Below are 22,193 nucleotides of genomic sequence, written 5' to 3'. Positions count from 1 at the left end.
GCCAATGAACAAGCCCACCCCAGCCCGGCTGGCTGCTGCCGCCTTGATGATCGCAAGCGCCGCGCTGGCGCTGCCGGCCCACGCCCATTACCTCTGGCTCGAACAGGGCGCCAAGACCTCGCGGCTGTATTTCGGCGAATACGAGGAACGCCTGCACGAACGCTCGCCAGGCCGCCTCGACGAAATGCCGGCCCCGGAGATCCGGGCCGTCGACCGTTCCGGGAAACTGTCCGGGCTCGACGCCGTGCGCGGCACCGATGGCTTTACCTTCCCGATGCCGCAAGGCAGTTCGGGCATCGTGGCGGAAGAAACCGGCTACGCCGTGAAGGACTGGACCCGCTACGGCATTGGCGTGGTCAAGCCGATGTTCTATGCACGCCTGCTGACGGGGCCAGCGCCCGTCGCGCCGGTGCTCCCGCTCGACATCGTCCCCACCGGGAAGGCCAGCGAGTTCAGGGTCGTGTTCCGCGGCGCTCCGCTGGCCGGCGTTGAGGTGCGAATCGTCGCGCCTAACACCTGGTCCCGCGAAGAGCGAACCGGACAGGACGGTACGGTGCGCGTCAGCTATCCATGGCGCGGCCAGTACATCCTGCAGGTCGTCCACAAGGAAAGCGTCGAGGGGGTATTCGGGAACCAGCGCTTCGAAGCCGTACGCCATCGCATGACCGCCACGCTGTCAGTGCGAAACGGCGCAGCCACATCGGTGCCCGCGCAGTGGGAGGCATCCAAGATGGATTGAGGGCCGGTCGAGCATGAAGCCGGCAGATATACCTTCTGGCGCAGGGCCGTCGCATGCATGCCCGCCGGGTATCGGGCGCACAATCGTTCCCCCTCACCTGAACGACGGTGTCGAAGTTCCGAGGCTGTTAGAATCGGGCGGAAAATCCACGTACCGTAGCATGAACGCCGGGACCGGACGGTGCAATCGCGTACCGGCCGGAAACCGTGCCCATATCCGGAACTGCTGCGTGGACCCCACATTCCAAAGCTTCAATCGAGAACCATCGTGAACGAGTTTCCTGCCGATATTTACACCGAGCCATCCGACATTGATGTCGATACGCTAAATAACCTGGGCCCGCTGACAGGCATGGCCGGGATCTGGCAGGGAATGCGCGGGCTGGATGTCAAGCCCAAGGCAGAAGGCCCGAAGAAGCAGGCATTCGTGGAACGGATCGAACTCCAGCCGATTGATCCACAGACCAATGGCCCCCAACTCCTTTACGGGCTCCGCTACCACACTCACGTCGTCAAGCCGGATCAGATCAAGACCTATCACGAGCAAGTGGGCTACTGGCTCTGGGAGCCGGGCACTGGCACGGTCATCCACACGCTGACGATCCCTCGCGGCCAAACCGTAATGGCCGTTGGAAATGCGACCGCCGATGCGACGGCGTTTGAGCTCGTTGCGACGAAGGGGTCCGAAACGCATGGCATTTGCTCCAACCCTTTCCTTGAGCATGCGTTCAAGACCATCGAATTTCGGATCAATGTCACGATCAACGCCGATGGGACCTGGTCTTACCACGAGGACACGGTGCTCATGATCCGGGGCAAGACCGAGCCGTTTCATCATACCGATCGCAATACGCTCACCAAGATTGGAGAGCCCACGCCGAATCCGCTCGCACGATAATGGATCTTGCCGTACTGGTTTCGCGGCAGCGTGATCTCGCCCTGTGCTTGATATGGCCCGCCTTGGCATGGTGGCGAGAATGACAACACGACGCGTGCTCTACCGACCCCAGACAGCGCGCCGCCCCGCAGCCAGATGAACCCGGAACAAGCCGCCGGTGGAAAACCACCGGCGGGCCGCAGCCTGCCTTTCTCCCTTCTCTATTTACGTCGCGCGCGGTGCGCCCGGCGCCTTAGCTGTGCGCCCCGTCCGTGAACGGATCGCGCCGCTCCGTGATGTTTGCACCATCGGAATAGACGTCGAATTTGCTGGCTCGCGCCCCATCGGTGTAGGGATCTCGCGGCCCGGCGATATGGGCTTTGCTGTCCAGCGTTGCGGCATTGCCGGGAATGGCGGACGCATGGGCCAGGGCCGCGAACGATGTCAATGCGGCGACAGCCGCCGGAATCAGGATTTTCATGATGCGCTCCAATTGCAGTAGGGATGGCTCCCAAGGCACGTTGCCGCGAGGGCTGCGCCTGGGCTCGCATGTCGATCCGGCTTCCGGGAACTCGCTGATTGCCGGCAACCGGTTCGCCATGCACCTGTAGAACTGCGCAGAGGCCAGGCTTATTCCCGGTCCCGAACGAAGGGCGGCAAGGTCTCCGGTCTCATGGCCGGTGGCGCCGCGCAGATCGACCGCACCATCCGCGTTGACATCGGGACTGGCTGACAACGCCGCTCAGCGGATCCGGCGCCAATGCCCGCGCAGGCTAGCGCGGGCAAAGCCAGGTGGATGCCGATGCGCCACGCGGGGACGAGCGCACCGCACAGCCGGCAGCAGAGGCGTCCGCGCTCTCCACAATGCCTTGTCGATCTTCCTCCTTGCCTTGCAACCGACAGTGCCTACCCGGCCTATCGTGATGACATGGCCCCGTTCGCCGTTCTAATTGCCTTGCCACGTCCGCAGCGCCTGCACGAACGTGTTCAGATGCTCCGGCTCCGCGTCGGTGATCGCCCAGAAGCTCATGCCGTTCTGCTGCCACCGCGCCATTGCGTATCCCTCGGCAGAATAGGCCGCGTGCGCGGGCACCCTGCCCTGCGCGGGGAACACGTAAAGGTCGATCGGGTGCCGCTGGTAGCGATAGACCAGCACCGCGACGGCGCGGTGGCCGACATAGTCGACCCGCCCGCCTGCCAGGGGAAAGCCCTGTGCCGCAAGGTCGATGACCGGCGGCGCATAGTCGAGCCGGCCGTTGAACCAGGGCTTCACGGTGTGCCGATCGGTCGACACTACGTCGACCGGATGCTGCGACATCAGCGAACGCACGTGACTCGCGACAATCTCGTCGCCCAGCATGCCGGTTCGCGGCGGCTGCACCAGGACAAGCGCACCAAACACCAGCGCAGAGGCCGCGACGCCTGCCAAGGCGCCGCCAGCCCACGCCGGCGCAAGATGGAAGGCAAGGTTGCCCCATGCGAACCAGGGCTGGCGGCGAGGCTGGCGCGGCAACCCCGCCAGCACGCGCGCACGCAGATGCGGCGGAGCGCGATGATAGAGCGATCCGTCGCGCAGCAGGCTGTGCAGCGAACGCGCTGCCTTGTCATTGTCCATGATTCTCTCCCAACGAGTGGTCAGGCGCAGGCACGCGGACGCGCGCGATACCGGCGGCATGGCCGCATGCCGGCGCCTGGGCCGCTCGCACCGCGGCGCACAGCAGATGGCGCCCCCGGGCCAGCCGCGACATCACAGTGCCGATCGGAATGCCGGCAACCGTCGCAATATCGCGATAGCTCAACTCCTCTAGCTCGCGCAGGACCAGCACCTCGCGATATTCGACCGGCAGTGTCTCCAGCGCGCGGTGGACAAGGTGCACATCTTCCTGGCGCACCGCCAGTGTTTCGGGATTGCTGCCGATATCGTCCTCCCATCCCTGCAGGCGCTCGTCGCCATGCAGGGCATCGTCATAGGACGCGCCCTCGGCCGCATCGCGCCGCCTGCGCCACTCGGTGAACCAGGTGTTCCTGACGATGGCAAGCAGCCACGCCCGCGCGTTGTCACCGTGAAAGCCATTGAAGAAACGAAACGCGCGCAAGTAGGCCTCCTGCACGATATCGTCGGCATCGCCTGCGCTGCCGCTCAGCCAGCGTGCCAGGTTGTAGGCCGCGTCCAGATGCGGCAAAGCCACCTCCGAGAAGCGGCGGGACTCGTCGGTTGCAGCCACGGTGCCCTCCTGTTCCTTGCCTGTGTATTACCGCCCCGGGCTGCCATTTATTCCCGTGCCAACGCCTGCCCGCCGGGAAAGACCCTGCGGTGTTCGACGGCGCCGTTGCCCGGTGGAAGCCGGCGCGCGCTACGACCCGGTCAGGAAATCCGGGATGACCTGAGTCAGGCGCAGCACCCCGCCCGGATCGAAGTAGAAGTGCATCGTCGCGTACGACAGACCGTCCTGCGCGAAACGGTAGCTCCATACCCTGCGGTGCAGGCGGGGGAATTCGGTGGTTTCGGCCGGCTTGCCGAAACGAACCAGCACCTCATGCATGGTCCACTCGCCGATCCTGGCCTGGCCGAGCTCCTCGCTGGTCAGGATCTGCCTGACACTGACGACGCGCCCGCTGGGATCCAGCTCGGCTGCCCATTTGGTTTCGCCTGGCGCGGGATAGAGCCAGCGCCAGGAGCCATCCGGCAGTGGATAGGCCTCGCGCGGCTCACCCAGCCTGGCCCGCAGTTCGGCCTGGCTGGTGCCCGGCGTTACCGATTGCCACGCCGGACTCGCGCAGCCGCCTGCCAGGACCGCGGCAGCCAGTGCCAGCATCGGCCGTGCATGCCGCGGCGCATGAAGCTTCAGCGCGCGTTTGATTGAGGTAATGGAAAACATGTCTGATCTCCTGCAACCATCGTGGAGAAGACTGCCGCCCGGCCTGCGGAGCCGGATGGCAGCGCCAAGGATGCGCCGGCATGCCGGGCCGCCGACGCGCCACGGTGTCATGCCCTGGCGAACCGGCTGGATGTCGAAGCGGGAGGCTATCCGGGAGGCGCCGCTGCGTGCCGGCACCTGTATTACTGCCGCACGAGCGCGGTTATTCGCATGAACCGGACAGATATCGGGAATGAAGGTTGCCCTGTCCGGCGACCCGGGCCATCCGGCAAGATCTGCCCGGTCGGACACCGGCGCGGCGACGCGCTGGCGGACAGGCGATCGCCTTTCCGCCAGCCAGTGTGGGCCATAGCATCGTGTGCGCCCAACATGCACCTTCCCGTCTGTCGTTGTTGCCGCAACGCCAGATGACAGCGGTAGCTGCAGGACGAAAGCTGACCCGATGGCCCGCGTTGGGCTGGTTGCTACCGGTCCCCCACAGAGCAAGCGGACGTTCAGCCTGGAGCGCCCAGTGAGCGTCCGCCCGGTAGCAAGCCCGCGGCAGATGCCTGGACGCCTTGGGCCAAAAGACCGCTATGGCCGATGTGCTGGCAGTGGCGATCTTCGTGTCAATGGCAGCTCCGCTCCGGAAGCTGTCATGCGAATGATGAGCCGCCGGCTGGCGGCAGTGGGCCGACAAGCGACCTTGGTTACCCACGCAGCCCGGCGAATCCAAGAAACCTGGGAAGTGGTTGCGCCACCGCCCAGCCCCCCTTCCGCCTCAGTGCTGCGCGCCGGCTTGCGCCGCGTCGATGGCGTCCGTCACGTGCCGGCGCGCATCGAATTCTTCGGCAATCTTCTGATCCTGCGCAAACTGCGCCTCCACGTCGACATTGGCGAACTCGATGGCGCCCATGTCGGCAAACGCGCTCTGCACGCGCGGGCTCCACAGGCCGATATCCTTGACGGTGGGCACGATGCGGCTGAACAGCCGATGGCGGAACTGCCGCATGTTCTCCGACTCCCGCACCGCCTTTGCGCACTCGTCCTCCGGCAGGCCGAGGCGGCCCCAGACCTCCTTCTGGTCGAAGCGGTCGCGCATCAGGTAGCAGGCTTCGATGACGAAGTCTTCCCGCTCCTTCCGTTCGGCCTCGGTCAGCTGCGGATAGTAGCCGCGCAGCGCGGTACGGCCGAAGGCGACGTGGCGCGCTTCGTCCTGCATCACGTAAGCGTTGATCGAGGCGGCCAGCGGATTCCTGGAAAAGTCGCGGATGCGCTGGAACGCAGCGAGCGCCAGCCCTTCCACCAGCACCTGCATGCCGAGGTAGCAGAAGTCCCAGCGCGAATCGGTCAGGATGGTTTCCAGCAGCGATTTGAGTCCCGGCGTGATCGGATAGAGAATGCCTACCTTTTCGTGCAGCAGGCGTGAATACGCTTCGACATGGCGCGCTTCGTCCATGGTCTGCGTGGCGGCATAGAATTTGGCGTCCATGCCCGGCACCATCTGCACGATGCGCGCGGAAACCATCAGCGCCCCCTGCTCGCCATGCAGGAACTGCGACAGCGAATGCGCCTGCTGGTGGCGGCGCACTTCGATGCGGTCCTGATGCCCCAGCTTGTCCCAGAGCGGCGTGCCGTAGATCGGGATCATCCGGTCGTCCAGTTCCTGCGGGTTCTCGGGATCGAGTTGCTGCGACCAATCGATGCGGTCGCTGGCGTTCCATTGCTGCTTCTTGCTGGTCTCGTAGAGTTGCAGCAGCTTGGAATTCTCGTTGTCGTATTCCCAGTTGAACTCGGTGGCCACCTGGCTGCCGATCGACCAACCTGTCTGGACCACCGGCAGCGTGTAACGATGAAGGGATGACATGCCGTCTCCTTTGGCGCTCATGGGTTGCGACCGCTCTCCACGCTGGTTTCACCGGAGGTGGGAACGGTCTTGAATTTGCGTTGGTCTCCGGCTATAAAACAGAATCATAATTCTCTTTCTTGTTATTTCAAGGACTCGGAACAGGGTCCGGAGCCGCCGGGAGACATTGATGCAGTTCCACAATCTGACGGTCGCGCAGGTGACCGGGGAGACCGCCGACGCGCGCTCCTACACGCTTGCGGTGCCGGATGCGCTGCAGCAATCGTTCGCGTATCGCGCCGGCCAGCACCTCACTTTCCGGGTAAACATGGAGGGCGAAATCCTGCAGCGGAGCTACTCGCTTTCCAGCTCGCCCGAGGCCGGCGGCCTGCCGGTGGTCACCGTCAAGCACATCCCCGGCGGACGCGTGTCGGGCTGGTTCCACGCCCATGTCCGCGCCGGCACGCAACTGGAGGTAAGCGCGCCGGCCGGCCGTTTCGTTTGCGACGACAGCGACGCCCCGCTCTTCTTCTGCGCGGCGGGCAGCGGCATTACGCCCGTGCTTTCGATGATCCGGTCGGCGCTGGTTTGCACGAAGCGCGGGATGACGCTTTTCTATGCCAATCGCGATGCCGCCGGCACGATCTTCGGGAGGGAGATCGCCAGCCTGGCGCGGGACCACCCCGAGCGGCTGACCGTGCATATGCACTACGACGATGCCGCTGGATTTCCCGGGCGCGGCAACATTGCCGCCCTGCTCTCGCCGGTGGCGCATTGCCAGCTTTATCTGTGCGGCCCGGGGCCGTTCATGCAGACGGTCGTGGAAGCGGCCGAAGCGGCAGGCGTGGCGCGCGGGCGCGTGCATCTTGAGCGGTTCGACGCTGCCGCGCAGCAACCCGGGGCTGCTGCCGCGAGCCCTTCATCGCAGGCGGGCACGGACGCCTGCGATGCCAGCGTCACCATCGGCGGCGCGCTGCATGTGGTCCGCGTAGCCGGCGGCCAGTCGCTGCTGCACGCGGCGCTGGCCAGCGGCGTGGATGCGCCCTATGCCTGCGAGGAAGGCTATTGCGGCTCGTGCGCGGCCAAGTGCATCGACGGTGCGGTGGTCCATGAGCGCAACGATGTCTTCAATGCCGACGAGCTTGCCGCCGGCTGGATCCTGACCTGCCAGGCGCGCCCGCGCCGGGAGCGGCCGGTCGCCATTACCTACGACGTATGACATCCGAAACCACGGCGCCGGGAAAAGCCGCGGCTACCACGCTGCGCGCGGGACTGAAGCCACCCCGGCAGGAGCGCAGCGAAGCCACGCTGAAGGCATTGCTGTCGGCAGGCAGGACGCTGATCAATGAAGCGGGCGACCTGGGCGGCTTCTCGCTTGCCGGGCTGACGCGTGCCGCGGGCACCTCGGTCGGTGCCTTCTATGCACGCTTCCCCGACAAAGAGACCTTCTGCGCGCTGGTGCTGGAGGACACGCTGGCAGAACTGCGCGCCGCGCTGGACCTCTCGCTGGCCACGGACCCGGTGTGGGCCACGGGGCCGGCCGCCGCGATCTGCGCCCGCATCGTCGGCTTCTATATCGATCTCTTCCGCAAGCACCGCGGCCTGTTCGCGGCCTATATGCGGCACGGCCCTGCGCAGAACCCCCTGTGGCGCCCCATCCGCGAGGCCAACCAGCGGATACTGGATGCGATGGTGCCGCGCCTGGCACGGCATGTCGATGCCACGCGCTTCACCGGACCCGACGACGAAACCCGGATCGCGGTCCAGCTTGTCGTCAGCGCCTTGACCAACATCGTGCTGCATGCCCCCGGCGGCCTGGACCTGTACGACCCGCGGCTGGAGCAGCGGCTTGCCGAGATGCTGCATCGCTACCTTGCGCTGCCGGCAGGCGGCCAGGCCTAGGCATCGCCCCCTACGGGCTACCTGTTCACTTCACCCGCAACCCGCGTGATGCAGGCGATCGCATTGCTCGCCATGGGCGACGGCGTCCGGTTGCGCAGGCTCACCACGCCCATCTCCGAAAACAGCGCGGGCAGTCCCCGCACGCGCAGCGGCACCAGTGCACCGGCATCGAGATCGGCTTGCACCGCGGCCTGCGTGGCGGCCAGCACCGTGTCGGTCGATAAAGCCACCGCCCGCAGGATGGCGAAGTCATCGCACTCCAGGGCGGGAATGGCTTCCTGCCCCGCCGGCAATCCGATGGCTCTCGCCAGCCCGGCTTTCACCACGTTCGGTACCTTCGTGGCCGCAACGCCGTAGCGCCAGGCATCCTGCAACGTGCATTGGCGCGCCGCCAGCGGATGCCCCGCGCGGACGCAGAAGCAGCCGCGCTGCGTTCCCAGCGGACGGACATCCAGCGCCGCGTCCTCCGGCAGGTCGCGTACCTCCGCAACGAAGAACTCGATATCCTCCGTGCGCAGGCGCTCCAGCAACTGGTGCCAGTTGCTCTCCTCGACCCGCAAGGCAACCTTGGGATAGAGACGCCGCAGTTCGGACAGCACACGCGGCATGAGGGTCGCGGCCGGGAACGGCCCGACGCCGAAGGCGGTGTCGCCCAGCTCGCTGTCGCGATAAAGATCGACATCGCGCTGCAGGCAGCGCGCATCGAAGAGCAGCTTGCGGGCCCGCTCGATCACGAACTCGCCGGCCGGCGTGGGCCGGACGTCGCCGGCATCGCGCTCGAACAGGCGGATGCCGAGATCGCTCTCGATGGCCTGGATGCTGCGGCTGAAGGCGGGCTGGCTCAGGTGAACGCGCTCGGCCGCCCGCGCGAAATGCAGCGTATCGGCCAGCGCCAGGACGTGGCCGAGGCGGCGAAGATCCATCATCTTGCGTTGCTCCATACGCATTGGAACGTTGCGAAGTATGCATTGGACGCATTAACGCGGCAAGCCTAAAGTGGTCCGGACCTAAAGTCGTCCAGACCATGAAGCGACATCGGAGACAACGCCAATGCGTCCGCACCTGCAGAACCTGTTGATCCTGACCATCATGCTTGGCTTTGCCGGCATGGAGTTCGTCACCCGGCGCTACAAGCGCAGCGTCCACGCCACCCACGACGATACCAAGCTGGAACTGGCGATGTTCGTCAGCCTGCTGGCGGTGACCCAGCCGCTGGCCCTGCTCGTCACCAACAAGCTCTGCGTGTGGCTGATTCCGCAACAGCAAGGCGCGTGGGCGGACCTGCCCTGGTGGGCCATGGTGGCGATCATGCTGGTCTGCGACGACATGACCCAGTACTGGTGGCACCGCCTATCGCATTCGCCGCTGCTGTGGCCATTGCACCGCGCGCACCACACCGCGCAGTACATGAGCATCCGCATGACGTACCGCAACAATTTCTTCTATTACCTGATGATGCCGGGACTGTGGATTGCCGGCGTCTTGCTGTACCTCGGCTTCGCCAAGGTCTATGGCGTGTACATCGTTGTCAAGCTGGCCGTGATCCTTGGCGCACACAGCGCATGGCGCTGGGACGAGCCGCTGTACCGGATCCGCGCCTTGCGCCCGGTGATGTGGGTGCTGGAGCGGACGATCTCGACGCCGGCCACGCACTGGGCCCACCACGCACTGACGAATGAAGACGGCATCGGGCACTACAAGGGCAATTTCGGCAACCTGCTGTTCTTCTGGGACATCCTGTTCGGCTCCGCGCACATCACGCGAAAGTACCCCGCCAGGGTCGGCCTGCAGGATGACCTGCTGTTCGGGCAAGAGCGCTGGTTCACCCAGATGTTCTATCCCTTGTTCCAATCGCGGCGCGAGCATTCCGCGCTGCGCTTCGGCGGGCGCGCCTATGCGGAGGCCAGCGCCGATGCGGCTTTGCCGCATGGCGAACGGACTCAGGCCTGACGCCCGCCGTGATCCCGCGACCAGCGCAGCGGGTCGTCCAGAAACGCGCGCAGCTCGTCCAGGCTACGCTGGCCAACGGTACCGGCCGCGCACGCTGCGTCGAGCACGTCCCGCCAGTTCGCCAGCGAATGCACCGTGACCTGCCATGGGGCCAGCATGGCTTGCGTGGGGAAGGTGCCGTAGTCGAACAGCACGAAAATGTCCTTCACGGTCGTGCCGGCGGCGCTCAGCGCTTCGCAGAAGATCCGCTTGGAGCGGGCAGCCGCCATCATGTCGTCGACCAGCAGCACCCGGTCTCCCGCCGCCACCAGCCCTTCGACCTGCGAACCCGGCCCCAGGCCCTTGGCTTCCTTGCGCACATACAGCAGCGGCAGGTCCAGGGCTTCGGCCACCCAGGCGCCAGGCGCGATCCCGCTCGACTCGGCGCCGGCCACCGCGTCGATGCCCTCCAGGCAGTGGCGCTCCCTCAGCATCTCCAGCCCGCGAGCGATCAGTTCCCGCCTCAGCCGGGGAAAGGAAATCAGCCGGCGGCAATCGATATAGACCGGGCTGGCCCAGCCGGACGGCAGCCGGAACGGCTCGTCCGTGCGGAACTTGACGCAGCCGGCGTCCAGCAGGGCCCGGCCCACGGTTGTCGACAGGCCGACCTGGGAACGCAGCTGAGCAGCTCGGGATGGCTGGAAGGGTTGAGACATGCATGTGCTCCAATTCTTGTGCGCCACCGCGGCAGGCTCGTGCAGCGGTGGCAAGACGCCGCGCTACCGCCCGGCCGGCTTCGGGCCGTACGCGCGGGGCTGGATCAGGGCTTCCGGCCGCAGGGCTTCCTCCAGTTCCGCCTCGGTCATCAGGCCCCGCGCCAGGACCACCTCCCGGATGGTCGCATTGCTGGCGTAAGCCTCGGCAGCGACCGACGTTGCGTTCTTGTACCCGATGATCGGGTTGAGCGCTGTCACCAGGGCGATGGAGCGCTCGATGGTCTCTCGCAGCCGGTCCGGGTTGGCTGTGATCCCCTTGACGCACCGCTCCGCCAGCGTGGCGCAGCCGTTGGTCAGGTGCTTGAAACTGCGGAACAGGCTGGCCGCGATCACCGGCTCGAAGGCGTTCAACTGCAACTGCCCGGCCTCCGCGGCGAAGGTCACCGCGGTGTCGTTGCCGAAGACCTCGAAGGCGATCTGGTTGACCACTTCCGGGATGACCGGATTCACCTTGCCGGGCATGATCGACGAGCCGGCCTGCATGGGCGGCAGGTTGATCTCGCCAAAGCCGGCGCGCGGGCCGCTGGACAGCAGCCGCAGGTCGTTGCAGGTCTTGGACAGCTTGACGGCGATGCGCTTGAGCACGCCGGAGATCTGCACGAAGGCGCCGCAATCCTGCGTGGCCTCCACCAGGTTGGGCGCGGTGATCAGATCGACCCCGGTGATCCGGCTCAGCGCCGCGGTGGCCTTGGCCGCATAGTCGGGATGCGCGGTAATGCCGGTGCCGATGGCGGTGGCGCCCAGATTGACTTCGCGGATCAGCGCCGATGCCTCCCGCAGCCGCGCCATATCCTCCTCGAGCATGACCGCGTAGGTCGAGAACTCCTGGCCGAGCGTCATGGGGACCGCGTCCTGCAGCTGGGTGCGTCCCAGCTTGAGCAGTCCGGCGAACTCCACGGCCTTGGCGTCGAACGCGGCGCGCAGCACTTCCATCGCGTCCAGCAGGTGCCCGATGGCGAAGAAGGTGGCGATCCGCAGCGCCGTCGGGTAGACGTCATTGGTGCTCTGCGCCATATTGACGTGCTCGTTGGGATGCAGGTAGGCGTACTCTCCGCGCTGGTGTCCCATGATCTCCAGGGCCCGGTTGCAGATGACCTCGTTGGCATTCATATTGGTGGAGGTACCGGCGCCACCCTGGATGATGTCCACCACGAACTGCTCATGCAGCCTGCCTTCCCGGATCTCCTGGCAAGCCGCGGCGATCGCGGCGCGCAACGCTTCCGGGAGCAGCCCGAGTTCCGCGTTGGCCTGCGCCGCCGCCTCCTTGATGGCGGCCAGGGCGATCACCAGATTGGGATAGGTGGCGATCGTGGTGCCGGAGATCTGGAAGTTCTCGACGGCGCGCAGCGTATGCACGCCGTAGTAGGCGGCATTGGGCACCTCGCGCTCGCCCAGCAGGTCCGATTCAATGCGATAGGTGTCGTTCATCTCGTTCATGATCCGTGCCTCTCAGATGGGAGCATTGCTATAGCCTGGCAATGTCGCTGCGATGTCACTTTCCCGGCTCGCTTCGGGTTCCGCCATCTTCCAATCTAGTGCCTCGCCGGCCAGGAACGGAAGCTCCGTCTTGCCATCCGGCGATGCTACGAATCCGGGCGCCCGCCGGCGCTCGCTCAGGAACGTGATGCTCCCCGCGTTCAGGGGCCGGCCGCGGCAGCGGTCCCCGGACAAACGCGATCGAGCATGCCATGGCGCCGCTCAGAGGCTGCCGATGGCCTGCTCCAGCACGCCCGTGCCGAGCATGAAATCATCCAGGTCCATGGCCTCGCCGGGATTGTGGGACCCATTCTCGTTGCGGATGAACAGCATGCCCGTCGGAATGCCGGCATTGGCAAACAGGGACGCATCGTGGCCGGCGCCGCTGGGCACCAGTTCGAACGGCGTGCCCTGCAGCCGGCACTTCTCCGCCAGCAGCCCGGACAGCTGGCTGTCCATGGTCGCCGGCGCGGAATCCATGCGGCGGTCGAACTCGAAGCACACGCCACGGTCGCGGCAGATGGCCTTGCATTCCGCGCGCATCAGCTGGTAGAAGCCCTCCAGGGTATCGACGCTCTTGCTGCGCGCCTCGAAGCTGAAATTCACCGTGCCGGGAATGCGGGAGACCGAGTGTTCCTCCGGGCTGGTGCTGACCATGCCGGTGGTAACCACCAGGTCGATGCCGCGCTCCAGCAGCACACGCCAATGCTCGTCGAGACGGGTGATCAGCTCGGCCACCGCGAACATGGCGTCCTTGCGCAGCCAGCGGGGTACCGCGCCGGAGTGGCCGGCCTCGCCGATGCAGGCGATGCGGTTGTGGCGCACGTTTCCGCGGATGCCAGGCACCACGGCCAGCGGCAAGCCACGCGCCACCATCACCGGGCCCTGCTCGATATGCAGCTCCAGGTAGGCGCGCACCTTCGACTTGTCGAACAGCACGGTCTGCGCGCGGACGGCCTCGATATCGGCGCCGGCGGCTTCCATGCACGCCGCCAGCGTCTGGCCGGACTGCCGGTGCCTGAGCGCGAGGTCGTCGGCGGACAGCTTGCCCAGCGCGGCGCCGGACCCCATATAGGCCTTGCCGAACCAGGCGCTCTCCTCGCCGCGGAAGCCGATCACCTTCAGCGGCACGTTCGATGGCCGGCCACTGCGTTTTTGTCCCACCAGGCAGAGAATCCCCGCGACGATCCCCGCCAGGCCGTCGTAGTTGCCGCCCTGGGGCACCGAGTCCAGATGCGAACCCACCCATGCGGCCGGCGCGTCGCGGTCGGCTTCGGGCAGGTGGAACACGAGATTGGCCGCCCGGTCGGTGCCGGCCTCGATACCTTCGCGCAGCGCGAATTCCCGCAGATAGTCGGCTGCGGCGGTCTCGCCCGCGCCATAGCTGCCCCGGGTCACGCCCACGCCATCGAACGACAGCGCCCTGATGTCGTTGAACAGCTGCGCGGCGAGCGGCTTGAGTTCCAGAATATCCATGACGCTTGTCTGCCTGTCGCTTGTCTGCTTGTCTGTTTGTTGCTGGTTACCCGTGCATCGCTGCAAGCGCGCGGCGGGAGCCGGCCGCCGCAGCGGTGCGGCTGGCGCCGTCGTCAACCCGATTGCTGCGCGAAGCGCAGCCAGCGGTCGCTCAGTTGCCGGTCGAGCCGGACCTGTCCCGTCAGGTCCCGCACCGCTGCGGTGCCCGTCTCGTCGCAGTACGCCTGGAGCCCGTCGATGATCTTCTGCATGACCCCGGGATCGCGGAACGAGGCGGTGCCGACCTGGACGGCGGAGGCCCCTGCGAGCATGAACTCCACCGCATCCTCGGCGCTCTGGATACCGCCGCAGCCGATGATGGGAATGCGCACGGCGCGGTAGCACTGGTGCACCAGCCGCAAGGCGATCGGCTTGATGGCGGGGCCGGACAGGCCGCCCATCACGTTGCCCAGCCTGGGCTTGCGCGTGCGCACGTCGATGGCCATGCCGAGCACCGTGTTGCCCATCACGATGGCGTCCGCGCCCGCATCCTCCGCCGCCCGCGCCACTGCCGCGATATGGCTGGCGTTGGGCGTGAGCTTGACCCAGAACGGCAGACGGGTGCGCCGGCGTATCGCCGCGACGGCCTTGTAGGTGGTCTCGGGCAGCATGGCGAAGGCCATGCCGTCGGCCTCCAGGTTGGGGCACGAGATATTCGCCTCGATCGCCGCCACCCCGGGCAGCGACATGGCCTCGCATGCGAAGGCGAACTCTTCCGCCGTATCCGCGGAGACCGACACCACCACCGGCGTGTCGTACGCTCTGTACGGCGGCAGTACGTGATCGCGGTAGTGGTCCAGCCCCTTGCCGGGAATGCCGATCGAGTTCAGCATGCCGCCGCAGGTCTCCGCGACGCGGGGCGTGGGATTGCCGGCGCGCGCTTTCGGCGAGACGCTCTTGATGACCAGGGCGCCGAGCCGGTTGAAATCGAGCGCTTCGCGGTACTCGATGGCGAAGCAGCCGGAGGCGGGCATGACAGGGTTGCGCAGCGTGAGCTCGCCGACCCGAACGGATAAATCAGCCAAACTCCACCTCCCCCACCACATCACGAATCGAAAACACGGGGCCTTCGCGGCAAACCCGCAGGAATTGCTTGTCGCCGTCACAATCGAACAGGCGGACGCAGGACAGGCAAACCCCCATTCCGCACGCCATGCGCTGTTCCATCGCCACCTCGCCCCTGACCTCGGGATAGTCCGCCAGCACGCGCTGCAGCAGCATCAGCAGGCGGTGCGAGCCGCAGGTATAGACGGCGTCGGGCCGCTGGGTGTCGATCATGCGGCGCAGCAGGACTTCGACGGATTCCACCGATGACGAGCCATCGGCGTCGAACACACGGTGCACCCCGGCATTGGCGCCCCGCAGGAATTCTTTCTCCATCAGGTCGTCGGGCGCGCGTGCCGACATGACCGCGCTGATCGCCACGCCGGCGCCGGCCGCCTGCTGGATCAGCGGCGCCATGGTGGCAAGGCCCACGCCGCGCGCGACCATCAGGATGCGTTTGAACGCGGGGTCGAAGGTAAAGGTATTGCCCAGGGGGCCGACGATATCCAACTGCCCGCCGTCCTGCAGGCCGGCCATGGCGCGCGTGCCGGCGCCGGTCACGCTGTAGAGGAACTCGATGCGGCCGTCTTCCGGCCCCGCGCCATAGACGCTCATGGGGCGCAGCAGGAATGGCTGCTCCGCTTCCGTGACCGGGCATCTGAGCTGATAGAACTGCCCCGGCCTGGTGATCCGCGCGAGCGGCGCATCGGACGCCAGGCGAATGTACTTGTAGCGCCGGTTGACCCAATAGTGCTCGACGACGCGGCAGCGGTAGGACGCGACGGCGGCGCCCTGCAGCGCGCTGCAAAGGGTTGCTGACATGGTGACTCCTGTCTACCTGAACTTGATGCTGGCCACTCGATGCCGGCCGCCTGCCGTATCCGGCGCGGCTGCCCGCAGCCCGCCTACTCCAGCTCGACGCCCTTCAACTCGGGGATCAGGAGCAGCGTGGCCAGCATGTCCAGCACGTAGATGCTGGCCAGCAGCGCGATGGCGACCTGGAAGGAGTACGTTGCCGCCAGCGCGCCCACCACGATCGGCCCGAAACCGCCAACCGCCCGTCCGATATTGAACAGCACGTTCTGGGCGGTGGCGCGTGCCGCGGTGGGATAGGCCTCGGAGATCAGCGCGCCGTATCCGCCGATCATGCCGTTGACGAACATGCCCATCACGGCGCCGGCCCACAGCATGGTGGCCGGATCGGACATGCGGGAATAGGCGATCACCATCGCCACCGCGCCCGCCTGGAAAACCAGGAAAGTGGGCCTGCGGCCGATGCGGTCGGCCAATTGCCCGAACAGGCAGACGCCGATCATCATCCCGACGATGGTGACCGAGGTCCACATCGCGGACTTGGTCAGCGAGAAGCCGAGCGTCTTCGACAGATAGGTGGGCAACCAGATCATGATGCCGTAGTAGCCGAAGTTCTGGACCGCGCACAGGACGACAATGCCAAGGCTGGTCCGCGCCGTGCGCGCATCCGCAACCAGCAGCCTGAATGCGTTCGCCTTCTTCCCGGCATCGTTGCTGCGCACGAACACTTCCGGCTCATGCAGCTTGTTGCGCACGAACCAGGCGACCAGCGCGGGGACCACGCCAAGCAGGAACATGCCGCGCCAGCCGATGTGCGGCAGCAGCAGCGGCGTGAGCAGCGAGGCCATCAGCACGCCCGCCTGCCAGCCCAGGGCCACGTAGGACGACACCCGCGCGCGCTTGCTGGCGGGCCAGGCTTCCGCCGCCAGCGCCATGCCGATGCCGAATTCGCCGCCAAGGCCGATGCCGGCGATGGTGCGATAGGCCAGCAGGTCCCAGAAGCCCTGCGCAAATGCGCACATGCCGGTAAAGACCGCGAACAGCACGATGGTCCAGGTCAGCACGCGAACCCGGCCATAGCGGTCGCTCAGGGAGCCGAAGATGATGCCTCCCGCCACCGCGCCGATCAGCGTCCAGGTCACCAGGGCGCCCGACTGGCTGGTGCCGAGGCCCAGCGACAAGCTGATGGCCGGCAGCATGAAACCGAGGATCAGCAGGTCGAACCCATCCATCGCATAGCCGATCGCCGAGCCTGCCAGCGCCTTCCAGGCGTAAGCCGAGGTGCGCCCGGATGACGGGTTGGAGGACATGGCATCGGCAAGGGGTGCCGATGCGCTCGCGTTTGCTTCCATGGGGGTCGCTCCTTGGTATCTTGGCCGAGCCTGGCTGACGGATCGGAACCGCCTGTGTCAATGGCGGCAGGGGGTGCTGGCCCCACCGCCTCTCTTTCTAAGACGCCTCGCGCCGTCGCCGGGACCTCTTGCCCGCCTCACCGGTCCGGCAAACCCGCCGGTGACCGAGGCAGCCCCGGGTCTTCTCGTCCTTCTAGTGGCGAAAACGGCGCTAGAAGACCAAGCAACGCGCCATGTCGCGGAATGGCTTACCGTCCTTCGCCATGCTTCCTCTCAAAGATTGTCTCTTTTTTTGGACCAAAGGGACAAAAAAATAGGTTTCTGTCGCTGCCATCTCAGCACGCTGCCAACATCTGGGACATAACCTGGCGTTTCATCTTTTTTTTTAGACTACGCCGAGTAAAACCGCCTTTCAAGCTCTATTTGCGACGCTAGGGAAATCCCCTATCCCAGGTGTCGCTGCCCATCCAACGCGCCAGCCACAGCATGCGATCGCAAAAAATCCAATTATTGAGACAGAATCAGCGAATCCTGTTGTGATTTACTCACGCCCTGGCCACCCCTACCTCATCCACGCATGCGGCCGCCTGCCGCCTCAGAAACTCACTGTCGCCGACAGCATGAACGTGCGCGGCTCGGCCTGGGCCAGCCCGCCATAGGCGTCGACCGCGGCCCAGTAGCGCTGGTCGAATACATTGCGGACGTTGATCCGGAACGTCGTGGGCCTGCCTGCCACGGTGGCCCGGTAGCGGGCGCCCAGGTCCACGCGCGTCCAGCCGGGAATGCGCTGGCGGTTGGCCTGGTCGACGTACTGCTTGCCGGTATGGACGAGACTGCCAGCCAGGGTCAGCGCCGGCACGAACGGCGTATCCCACTCCGCCCCCAGGTTGGCCTGGAAAGACGGCACGCCGATCGCGGTCTTGCCGGCCGTGCCCGGGTCGCTGCTCCTGGTGAGCCTGGCGTCGAGCATCGTGGCGCTTGCCAGCAGCCTGAGGCCAGGCGTCGCTTCGCCGGACAGGCCGAGTTCCAGCCCCCGGTTGCGCTGCTCGCCATCGGCGGCAAACAGCGTGCCGGTCATCTGTCCGCCGGGCTTGGTGATCTGGAATGCGCTGAGCGTAGCCATCAGGCGCCCGTGCTCGAGCTTGACGCCGGTTTCATACTGCGTGGCCTTGTAGGGGGCGAACACCTCGCCCGCGTTGCCGGCGCTGGAGGGCGCGCTATCGCCCTTGCTCAGCCCCTCGACGCGGTTCGCATAGAGCGAGACCTGCGGCCAGGGCCTGACCACGAGGCCCAGCATGGGTGTGAGGGCGCTCCTGTCATAGCGCGACGCCGCGGCACCCGCGGCGCTGAAATTGTCCGACCTGACCCGCTGATGACGCACGCCCAGCGTCAGTTGCACGCGCTTGTCCAGCATCGACAAGGTGTCGGCCAGCGCGACGCCGGTCAGTGTCGACTCCGACGCCCTGGGCGTGCCTGCCGGCGACGCCAGGCTCTGTTCGGCAAGCGCGACCGGCTGGTAGAGATTGGTCAGCAAGGTGGTGGTGGAGGCATTGACGCCTCTGCCTAACGCGTCCCGATAGGCACTGAGATGCACGGTCAGGCTATGGCCAACCGCACCGGTATCGAAACGGGCCCGCAAGCCGGTATCGGCGGTGGCGCGATCGACGTTGAACCGGTAGTTCGAATCCGACACGCTGACATCGCCGGCCGCATCGACGATCAACGGCGTGATGGCGAACAGCCTGGCAACGCGCGTGCGGCCGCCGCCGGCATCGGCGAACCACGTCAACCCGTCGCCCAGGTCGTACTCGGCGCGCAGCAGCAAGGACTGGTCGCGGATCCGCGAGGTTTCCCAGGACTGGATGATATTGCGCCGCCCGTCCGGCGCGGCGGGTACCGCGATGCCGGAAACGATATGCGGCAGGCGCGAGGGCGCATTGATCCTTTCCTGCTGGTCGATGAAATCCGCCGTGGCGCGCAGGCGCTCGCCCTGATAATCCAGCGCCAGCGCGCCTGCGCCCGCGTTGCGCGACTGGTTGTCCACGCCGGTGCCACCGCCGCGATGGCTCCCGTTGAAGCGGATGCCGAACTGGCGCGCGGCGCCGAAGCGCCGGCTCAGGTCAAGGTTGCCGCCAAGCTGCGACGCCGAGGCGTAGTCCACCGTGACCTGCGTCAGGTCCGGCCCGGTGGCGCGCTTGGGCACGATGTTGATGCCGCCGCCCACGCTGCCGCTGGGTGCCATGCCGTTCAGCAAGGCGGTCGGTCCCCTGATCAGTTCGATGCGCTCCACATAGGCGGTCGATACCCGGTAATTGGAGGCAACGCCGTACGCGCCGTCGAAGGCAATTTCCCCGAAGTTGCCGTTGCCGACAGGAAAGCCGCGAATGGTGAAGGCATCCAGGATGCCGCCAGGCAGGCTGACAAAACGCACCGAGGCATCGTTGGCCAGCACGTCCCCCACCGTGCGTGCCTGCTGGTCCGCGATCGCCTTGGCGGTGTAGCCGGTGACATGGAACGGCGCATCCATGACATCCACGTCGCCGAGCATGCCCAGCCGGGCGCCGCGCGCGACCTGCTCGCCCGCAAAAGGCTGCGGCAGTTCACCAGGGCTTGCGGCCACGCCGGTGACGGTCACCGCCGGCAGCCATCCGGCAGCCTCGCCGCGCGCGGCCGGCGGCGCCCGGCGCACGGCGAACCCGCCGCCGGGCAGCGCCACCGCTTCCAGCCCGCTCCCTGCCAGCAATGCCCCAAGCCCTTGCGCGACGGTATGGCTGCCATGCAGACCCGGGCCTTGCGCATCGCCGAGCAGCGCCGCGTCGTAGGAAAGGTTGATGCCGGCGGCGCGGGCGAAGCGGTTCAGTGTGACGGTGAGCGGGCCAGGCGCGATGGCGAACACCCTGGCCTGGATAGCGCCCGGCGCCGCCGGCGACTGCGCGTGCGCGGGCAATACCGGCACGCTTGCGCCGAAGGCAAGACAGGCCATGACGCAGCGCAGCCAGCCCACCGCCGGCTTTGGCTGGCGGGCAGGATCGGTCAACGCGGCGGCACGGTGGCTTGCGGACATGGACGGGCTAGAAGTCCACGGACACGGAAGCCATCAAGGTGCGCGGCGCACCGAGCGAAATCGTCCCGTAGGACGCCACTCCCGACCAATACTTGCGATTGAAGGCATTGAACAAACCGGCCCGGAACGTGGTGGACTTGCCGCTCACCGTGGTCCGGTAGCGCGCGCCGAGATCGACCGTGGTCCACGACGGCACCTGCTGCGTGTTCGCCTGGTTGACATACTCCTTGCCGGTGTAGTTGACCGCGCCCGTCAGGGTCAGGCCGGGCACCCAGGGCAGGTCCCATTCCCCGCCCAGGTTGGCCATCACGGTGGGCACGCCGACCGGCCTGTTCCCGCGCGTGGCCGCGCTGTTGGTCCTGGTCAGCTCCCCGTCCAGCAAGGTCACGCCGCCGAGCAGCCGCACGCCCTTATAGGCCTCGCCCGACAGCGTCAGCTCCAGGCCCTGGTTGCGTTGCTCGCTGTCGATGGCATAGACGGTGCCGAACAGCTGCCCGCTGGGCTTGGTCATGCGGAACGCGGCCAGCGTCGCCATCACCTTGCCCGCGTCCAGCTTGACGCCGACCTCCTGCTGCTTGGTCTTGTATGGCGCGAAAACCTGCCCCGCATTGGACGCCGTGGCCGGCGCGATATCCCCTTTGCTCAGCCCTTCCACATAGCTCGCATACAGCGACACATGCTGCCACGGCCTGACCACCAGGCCGGCAAGCGGCGTGACGGCGTTCTCGTCGTATGACGATGACTTTGCACCGGTGACGGTGTTGTAGTTGCTTGACCTGACCTGCTGATACCGCAGGCCAAGGGTGAGCTGCACGCGGTCGTCGGCCATGCTCAGGGTGTCCGCCAGCGACACGCCCGACAGCGTCGAATCGGAGACCTTCGGCACCCGCTGCGGCGCGGGTACGCCCGGCTCCGCCCGGTCGGCCGGCGCGTAGATGTTGGACAGGATGGCCGTACCGGCATTGCCGGCGTTGGCGATACGGTCCATGTAGAGGTTTGCCTGCAGCGCGAGAGCATGCCTGACCGGTCCGGTCTCGAATTTGCTCCGCAGCCCGGTATCGAAGGTCGAGCGGTTGACCTGGAACTTCCAGTTATGCGGGCTCGCCGAGGTTGCGCCGCTTGCATTCAGGATGGTCGGCGTCTGGTCCGAGAAGCGCGCCACATCGGAGCGGGTGCCGCCGGCGTCGGCGAACACGGTGAGGTTGTCGCTCAGGTCGTACTCGGCGTGCAGCAGCGTCGACAGGTCGTTGGACTTCCACCAGCCCCAGGGCTGCGTGATATTGCGCCGGCCGTCGGGCGCCGACGGTACCGGCAACCCGGCCGCCACCAGGAAGGGACGCGTCGGCGCATCGACCCACTGGTATTGCTCGATCACATCGAGCGACGCCCGCAGACGGTCGCCGTGATAGTCGAGCGACAGCGCGCCCACCTCGGCGCGGGACTTCTGGTTGTCGAGCGCGGTCGGCCCCTGGCGGTGCAGGCCATTGAAGCGGATGCCCCACTCCCGCTCGCTGCCGAAGCGCCGGCTCAGGTCGACCGCGCCGCCCACCTGCGCGTCGGACGCGTAATCGAGCGTGAAGCGCGTCAGGTCCTTGGCCAGGGGCCGTTTCGGCACGACATTGACGACGCCGCCGACCCCGCTGTTCGGCGACATGCCGTACAGCAGGGCTGCCGGTCCCTTCAGCACTTCGACCCGCTCCAGGTATTCGGTGAAGAGATGGTAGTTCGGTGAAACGCCGTAGACGCCGTCGAACGCGACCTCGGACAGGTTGCCTTCGTTGATCGGAAAGCCACGGATGAAGAAGGAATCGGTGACGCCGCCGACCTGGCCGGTGAAGCGCGTGGAAGGATCGCTGTTCAGGACCTCGGCCAGCGTGACCGCCTGCTGATCCTCGATCCGTTGCGCGGTGTAGTTGACGATCGAGAACGGCGTATCCATGACGCTCTTGTTGCCCAGCAGGCCGAGCCGGCCGCCACGAGCGACCTGGCCGCCGGCATAGGGC

At 66.5% G+C, this 22,193-nt stretch carries 19 protein-coding genes; 5 read left to right on the top strand and 14 right to left on the bottom strand.

Annotated elements, in window-relative coordinates:
• The first annotated feature begins 4 nt into the window (after window positions 1-4).
• Both P3W85_RS26445 and P3W85_RS26440 read left to right on the top strand, forming a co-directional pair.
• On the top strand, window positions 5-739 hold the full coding sequence (locus tag P3W85_RS26445; protein ID WP_276266932.1) for a DUF4198 domain-containing protein: 735 nt from the start codon (window positions 5-7) through the stop codon (window positions 737-739).
• Between the two features lie 267 nt (window positions 740-1,006).
• Entirely contained in the window at window positions 1,007-1,636 is a 630-nt protein-coding gene (locus P3W85_RS26440; protein WP_276266931.1) for an FABP family protein, read from the top strand.
• A 232-nt stretch (window positions 1,637-1,868) separates the two neighbouring features.
• On the opposite strand, the gene P3W85_RS26435 is transcribed toward P3W85_RS26440, so the two are convergent.
• The 5 genes from P3W85_RS26435 to P3W85_RS26415 form a co-directional block, all read right to left on the bottom strand.
• Window positions 1,869-2,096 (bottom strand): hypothetical protein, encoded by a 228-nt coding sequence (locus tag P3W85_RS26435; RefSeq protein WP_017228676.1) that lies wholly within the window; start codon window positions 2,094-2,096, stop codon window positions 1,869-1,871.
• Between the two features lie 465 nt (window positions 2,097-2,561).
• Window positions 2,562-3,230 (bottom strand): anti-sigma factor family protein, encoded by a 669-nt coding sequence (locus P3W85_RS26430; protein WP_276266930.1) that lies wholly within the window; start codon window positions 3,228-3,230, stop codon window positions 2,562-2,564.
• Window positions 3,220-3,840 (bottom strand): RNA polymerase sigma factor, encoded by a 621-nt coding sequence (locus P3W85_RS26425; protein ID WP_276266929.1) that lies wholly within the window; start codon window positions 3,838-3,840, stop codon window positions 3,220-3,222. Before P3W85_RS26425 ends, P3W85_RS26430 begins: the two co-directional genes overlap by 11 nt.
• Window positions 3,841-3,969: 129 nt before the next feature.
• Window positions 3,970-4,494: a dethiobiotin synthetase gene (locus P3W85_RS26420; protein ID WP_276266928.1), complete on the bottom strand. Its 525-nt coding sequence runs from the start codon at window positions 4,492-4,494 to the stop codon at window positions 3,970-3,972.
• 760 nt (window positions 4,495-5,254) lie between these two features.
• On the bottom strand, window positions 5,255-6,340 hold the full coding sequence (locus P3W85_RS26415; RefSeq protein WP_276266927.1) for a ferritin-like domain-containing protein: 1,086 nt from the start codon (window positions 6,338-6,340) through the stop codon (window positions 5,255-5,257).
• 169 nt (window positions 6,341-6,509) lie between these two features.
• Here P3W85_RS26415 and P3W85_RS26410 point away from each other — a divergent pair, with 169 nt between their 5' ends.
• The gene (locus P3W85_RS26410) at window positions 6,510-7,538 is read left to right on the top strand and encodes a ferredoxin--NADP reductase (RefSeq protein ID WP_276266926.1); all 1,029 of its coding nucleotides are present in this window, start codon (window positions 6,510-6,512) and stop codon (window positions 7,536-7,538) included.
• Entirely contained in the window at window positions 7,535-8,221 is a 687-nt protein-coding gene (locus tag P3W85_RS26405) for a TetR/AcrR family transcriptional regulator (RefSeq protein ID WP_276266925.1), read from the top strand. The genes P3W85_RS26410 and P3W85_RS26405 overlap by 4 nt, the downstream gene beginning before the upstream one ends.
• Before the next feature lie 17 nt (window positions 8,222-8,238).
• On the opposite strand, the gene P3W85_RS26400 is transcribed toward P3W85_RS26405, so the two are convergent.
• On the bottom strand, window positions 8,239-9,147 hold the full coding sequence (locus tag P3W85_RS26400) for a LysR family transcriptional regulator (RefSeq protein ID WP_346430294.1): 909 nt from the start codon (window positions 9,145-9,147) through the stop codon (window positions 8,239-8,241).
• Between the two features lie 124 nt (window positions 9,148-9,271).
• Between P3W85_RS26400 and P3W85_RS26395 the strand changes: the two genes are divergently transcribed.
• On the top strand, window positions 9,272-10,171 hold the full coding sequence (locus tag P3W85_RS26395) for a sterol desaturase family protein (RefSeq protein WP_017230516.1): 900 nt from the start codon (window positions 9,272-9,274) through the stop codon (window positions 10,169-10,171).
• On the opposite strand, the gene P3W85_RS26390 is transcribed toward P3W85_RS26395, so the two are convergent.
• The 8 genes from P3W85_RS26390 to P3W85_RS26355 all read right to left on the bottom strand — a co-directional run.
• Window positions 10,162-10,866, bottom strand: a complete 705-nt coding sequence (locus P3W85_RS26390) for an orotate phosphoribosyltransferase (protein WP_276266924.1) — start codon at window positions 10,864-10,866, stop codon at window positions 10,162-10,164. The two genes, P3W85_RS26395 and P3W85_RS26390, sit on opposite strands and share 10 nt — an antisense overlap.
• Before the next feature lie 63 nt (window positions 10,867-10,929).
• On the bottom strand, window positions 10,930-12,354 hold the full coding sequence (gene aspA / locus P3W85_RS26385) for an aspartate ammonia-lyase (RefSeq protein WP_430869625.1): 1,425 nt from the start codon (window positions 12,352-12,354) through the stop codon (window positions 10,930-10,932).
• Between the two features lie 270 nt (window positions 12,355-12,624).
• A complete protein-coding gene (locus P3W85_RS26380) occupies window positions 12,625-13,878 on the bottom strand; it encodes a hydantoinase/carbamoylase family amidase (protein ID WP_276266922.1) in 1,254 nt (417 codons plus the stop codon).
• A 113-nt stretch (window positions 13,879-13,991) separates the two neighbouring features.
• Window positions 13,992-14,942, bottom strand: coding sequence for a dihydroorotate dehydrogenase (locus P3W85_RS26375; protein ID WP_276266921.1), 951 nt, complete (start codon window positions 14,940-14,942; stop codon window positions 13,992-13,994).
• The gene (locus P3W85_RS26370) at window positions 14,935-15,783 is read right to left on the bottom strand and encodes a dihydroorotate dehydrogenase electron transfer subunit (protein ID WP_276266920.1); all 849 of its coding nucleotides are present in this window, start codon (window positions 15,781-15,783) and stop codon (window positions 14,935-14,937) included. Before P3W85_RS26370 ends, P3W85_RS26375 begins: the two co-directional genes overlap by 8 nt.
• A gap of 83 nt (window positions 15,784-15,866) precedes the next feature.
• On the bottom strand, window positions 15,867-17,126 hold the full coding sequence (locus tag P3W85_RS26365) for an MFS transporter (RefSeq protein ID WP_430869624.1): 1,260 nt from the start codon (window positions 17,124-17,126) through the stop codon (window positions 15,867-15,869).
• A gap of 595 nt (window positions 17,127-17,721) precedes the next feature.
• Window positions 17,722-20,190, bottom strand: a complete 2,469-nt coding sequence (locus P3W85_RS26360; RefSeq protein ID WP_276266919.1) for a TonB-dependent receptor — start codon at window positions 20,188-20,190, stop codon at window positions 17,722-17,724.
• A gap of 7 nt (window positions 20,191-20,197) precedes the next feature.
• Window positions 20,198-22,193, bottom strand: a 1,996-nt coding sequence (locus tag P3W85_RS26355; RefSeq protein ID WP_276266918.1) for a TonB-dependent receptor, incomplete at its 5' end; no start/stop codon positions are given.

It is taken from the genome of Cupriavidus basilensis (assembly GCF_029335485.1).
In the GTDB taxonomy this organism is placed as follows: Bacteria; Pseudomonadota; Gammaproteobacteria; order Burkholderiales; family Burkholderiaceae; genus Cupriavidus; species Cupriavidus basilensis_E.
Note: the sequence above shows the minus strand (reverse complement) of the source record. Positions and strands in the feature narration are given on the sequence as shown.

Bases quoted from the DNA above. Each gene is read 5' to 3' on its own strand.
- P3W85_RS26400 (WP_346430294.1), bottom strand. From the start codon at position 9,147: ATGATGGATCTTCGCCGCCTCGGCCACGTCCTGGCGCTGGCCGATACG.
- P3W85_RS26395 (WP_017230516.1), top strand. From the start codon at position 9,272: ATGCGTCCGCACCTGCAGAACCTGTTGATCCTGACCATCATGCTTGGC.
- P3W85_RS26410 (WP_276266926.1), top strand. From the start codon at position 6,510: ATGCAGTTCCACAATCTGACGGTCGCGCAGGTGACCGGGGAGACCGCC.
- aspA (WP_430869625.1), bottom strand. From the start codon at position 12,354: ATGAACGACACCTATCGCATTGAATCGGACCTGCTGGGCGAGCGCGAG.
- P3W85_RS26420 (WP_276266928.1), bottom strand. From the start codon at position 4,494: ATGTTTTCCATTACCTCAATCAAACGCGCGCTGAAGCTTCATGCGCCG.
- P3W85_RS26415 (WP_276266927.1), bottom strand. From the start codon at position 6,340: ATGTCATCCCTTCATCGTTACACGCTGCCGGTGGTCCAGACAGGTTGG.
- P3W85_RS26405 (WP_276266925.1), top strand. From the start codon at position 7,535: ATGACATCCGAAACCACGGCGCCGGGAAAAGCCGCGGCTACCACGCTG.
- P3W85_RS26365 (WP_430869624.1), bottom strand. From the start codon at position 17,126: ATGGAAGCAAACGCGAGCGCATCGGCACCCCTTGCCGATGCCATGTCC.
- P3W85_RS26380 (WP_276266922.1), bottom strand. From the start codon at position 13,878: ATGGATATTCTGGAACTCAAGCCGCTCGCCGCGCAGCTGTTCAACGAC.
- P3W85_RS26435 (WP_017228676.1), bottom strand. From the start codon at position 2,096: ATGAAAATCCTGATTCCGGCGGCTGTCGCCGCATTGACATCGTTCGCG.
- P3W85_RS26370 (WP_276266920.1), bottom strand. From the start codon at position 15,783: ATGTCAGCAACCCTTTGCAGCGCGCTGCAGGGCGCCGCCGTCGCGTCC.
- P3W85_RS26445 (WP_276266932.1), top strand. From the start codon at position 5: ATGAACAAGCCCACCCCAGCCCGGCTGGCTGCTGCCGCCTTGATGATC.
- P3W85_RS26390 (WP_276266924.1), bottom strand. From the start codon at position 10,866: ATGTCTCAACCCTTCCAGCCATCCCGAGCTGCTCAGCTGCGTTCCCAG.
- P3W85_RS26360 (WP_276266919.1), bottom strand. From the start codon at position 20,190: ATGTCCGCAAGCCACCGTGCCGCCGCGTTGACCGATCCTGCCCGCCAG.
- P3W85_RS26430 (WP_276266930.1), bottom strand. From the start codon at position 3,230: ATGGACAATGACAAGGCAGCGCGTTCGCTGCACAGCCTGCTGCGCGAC.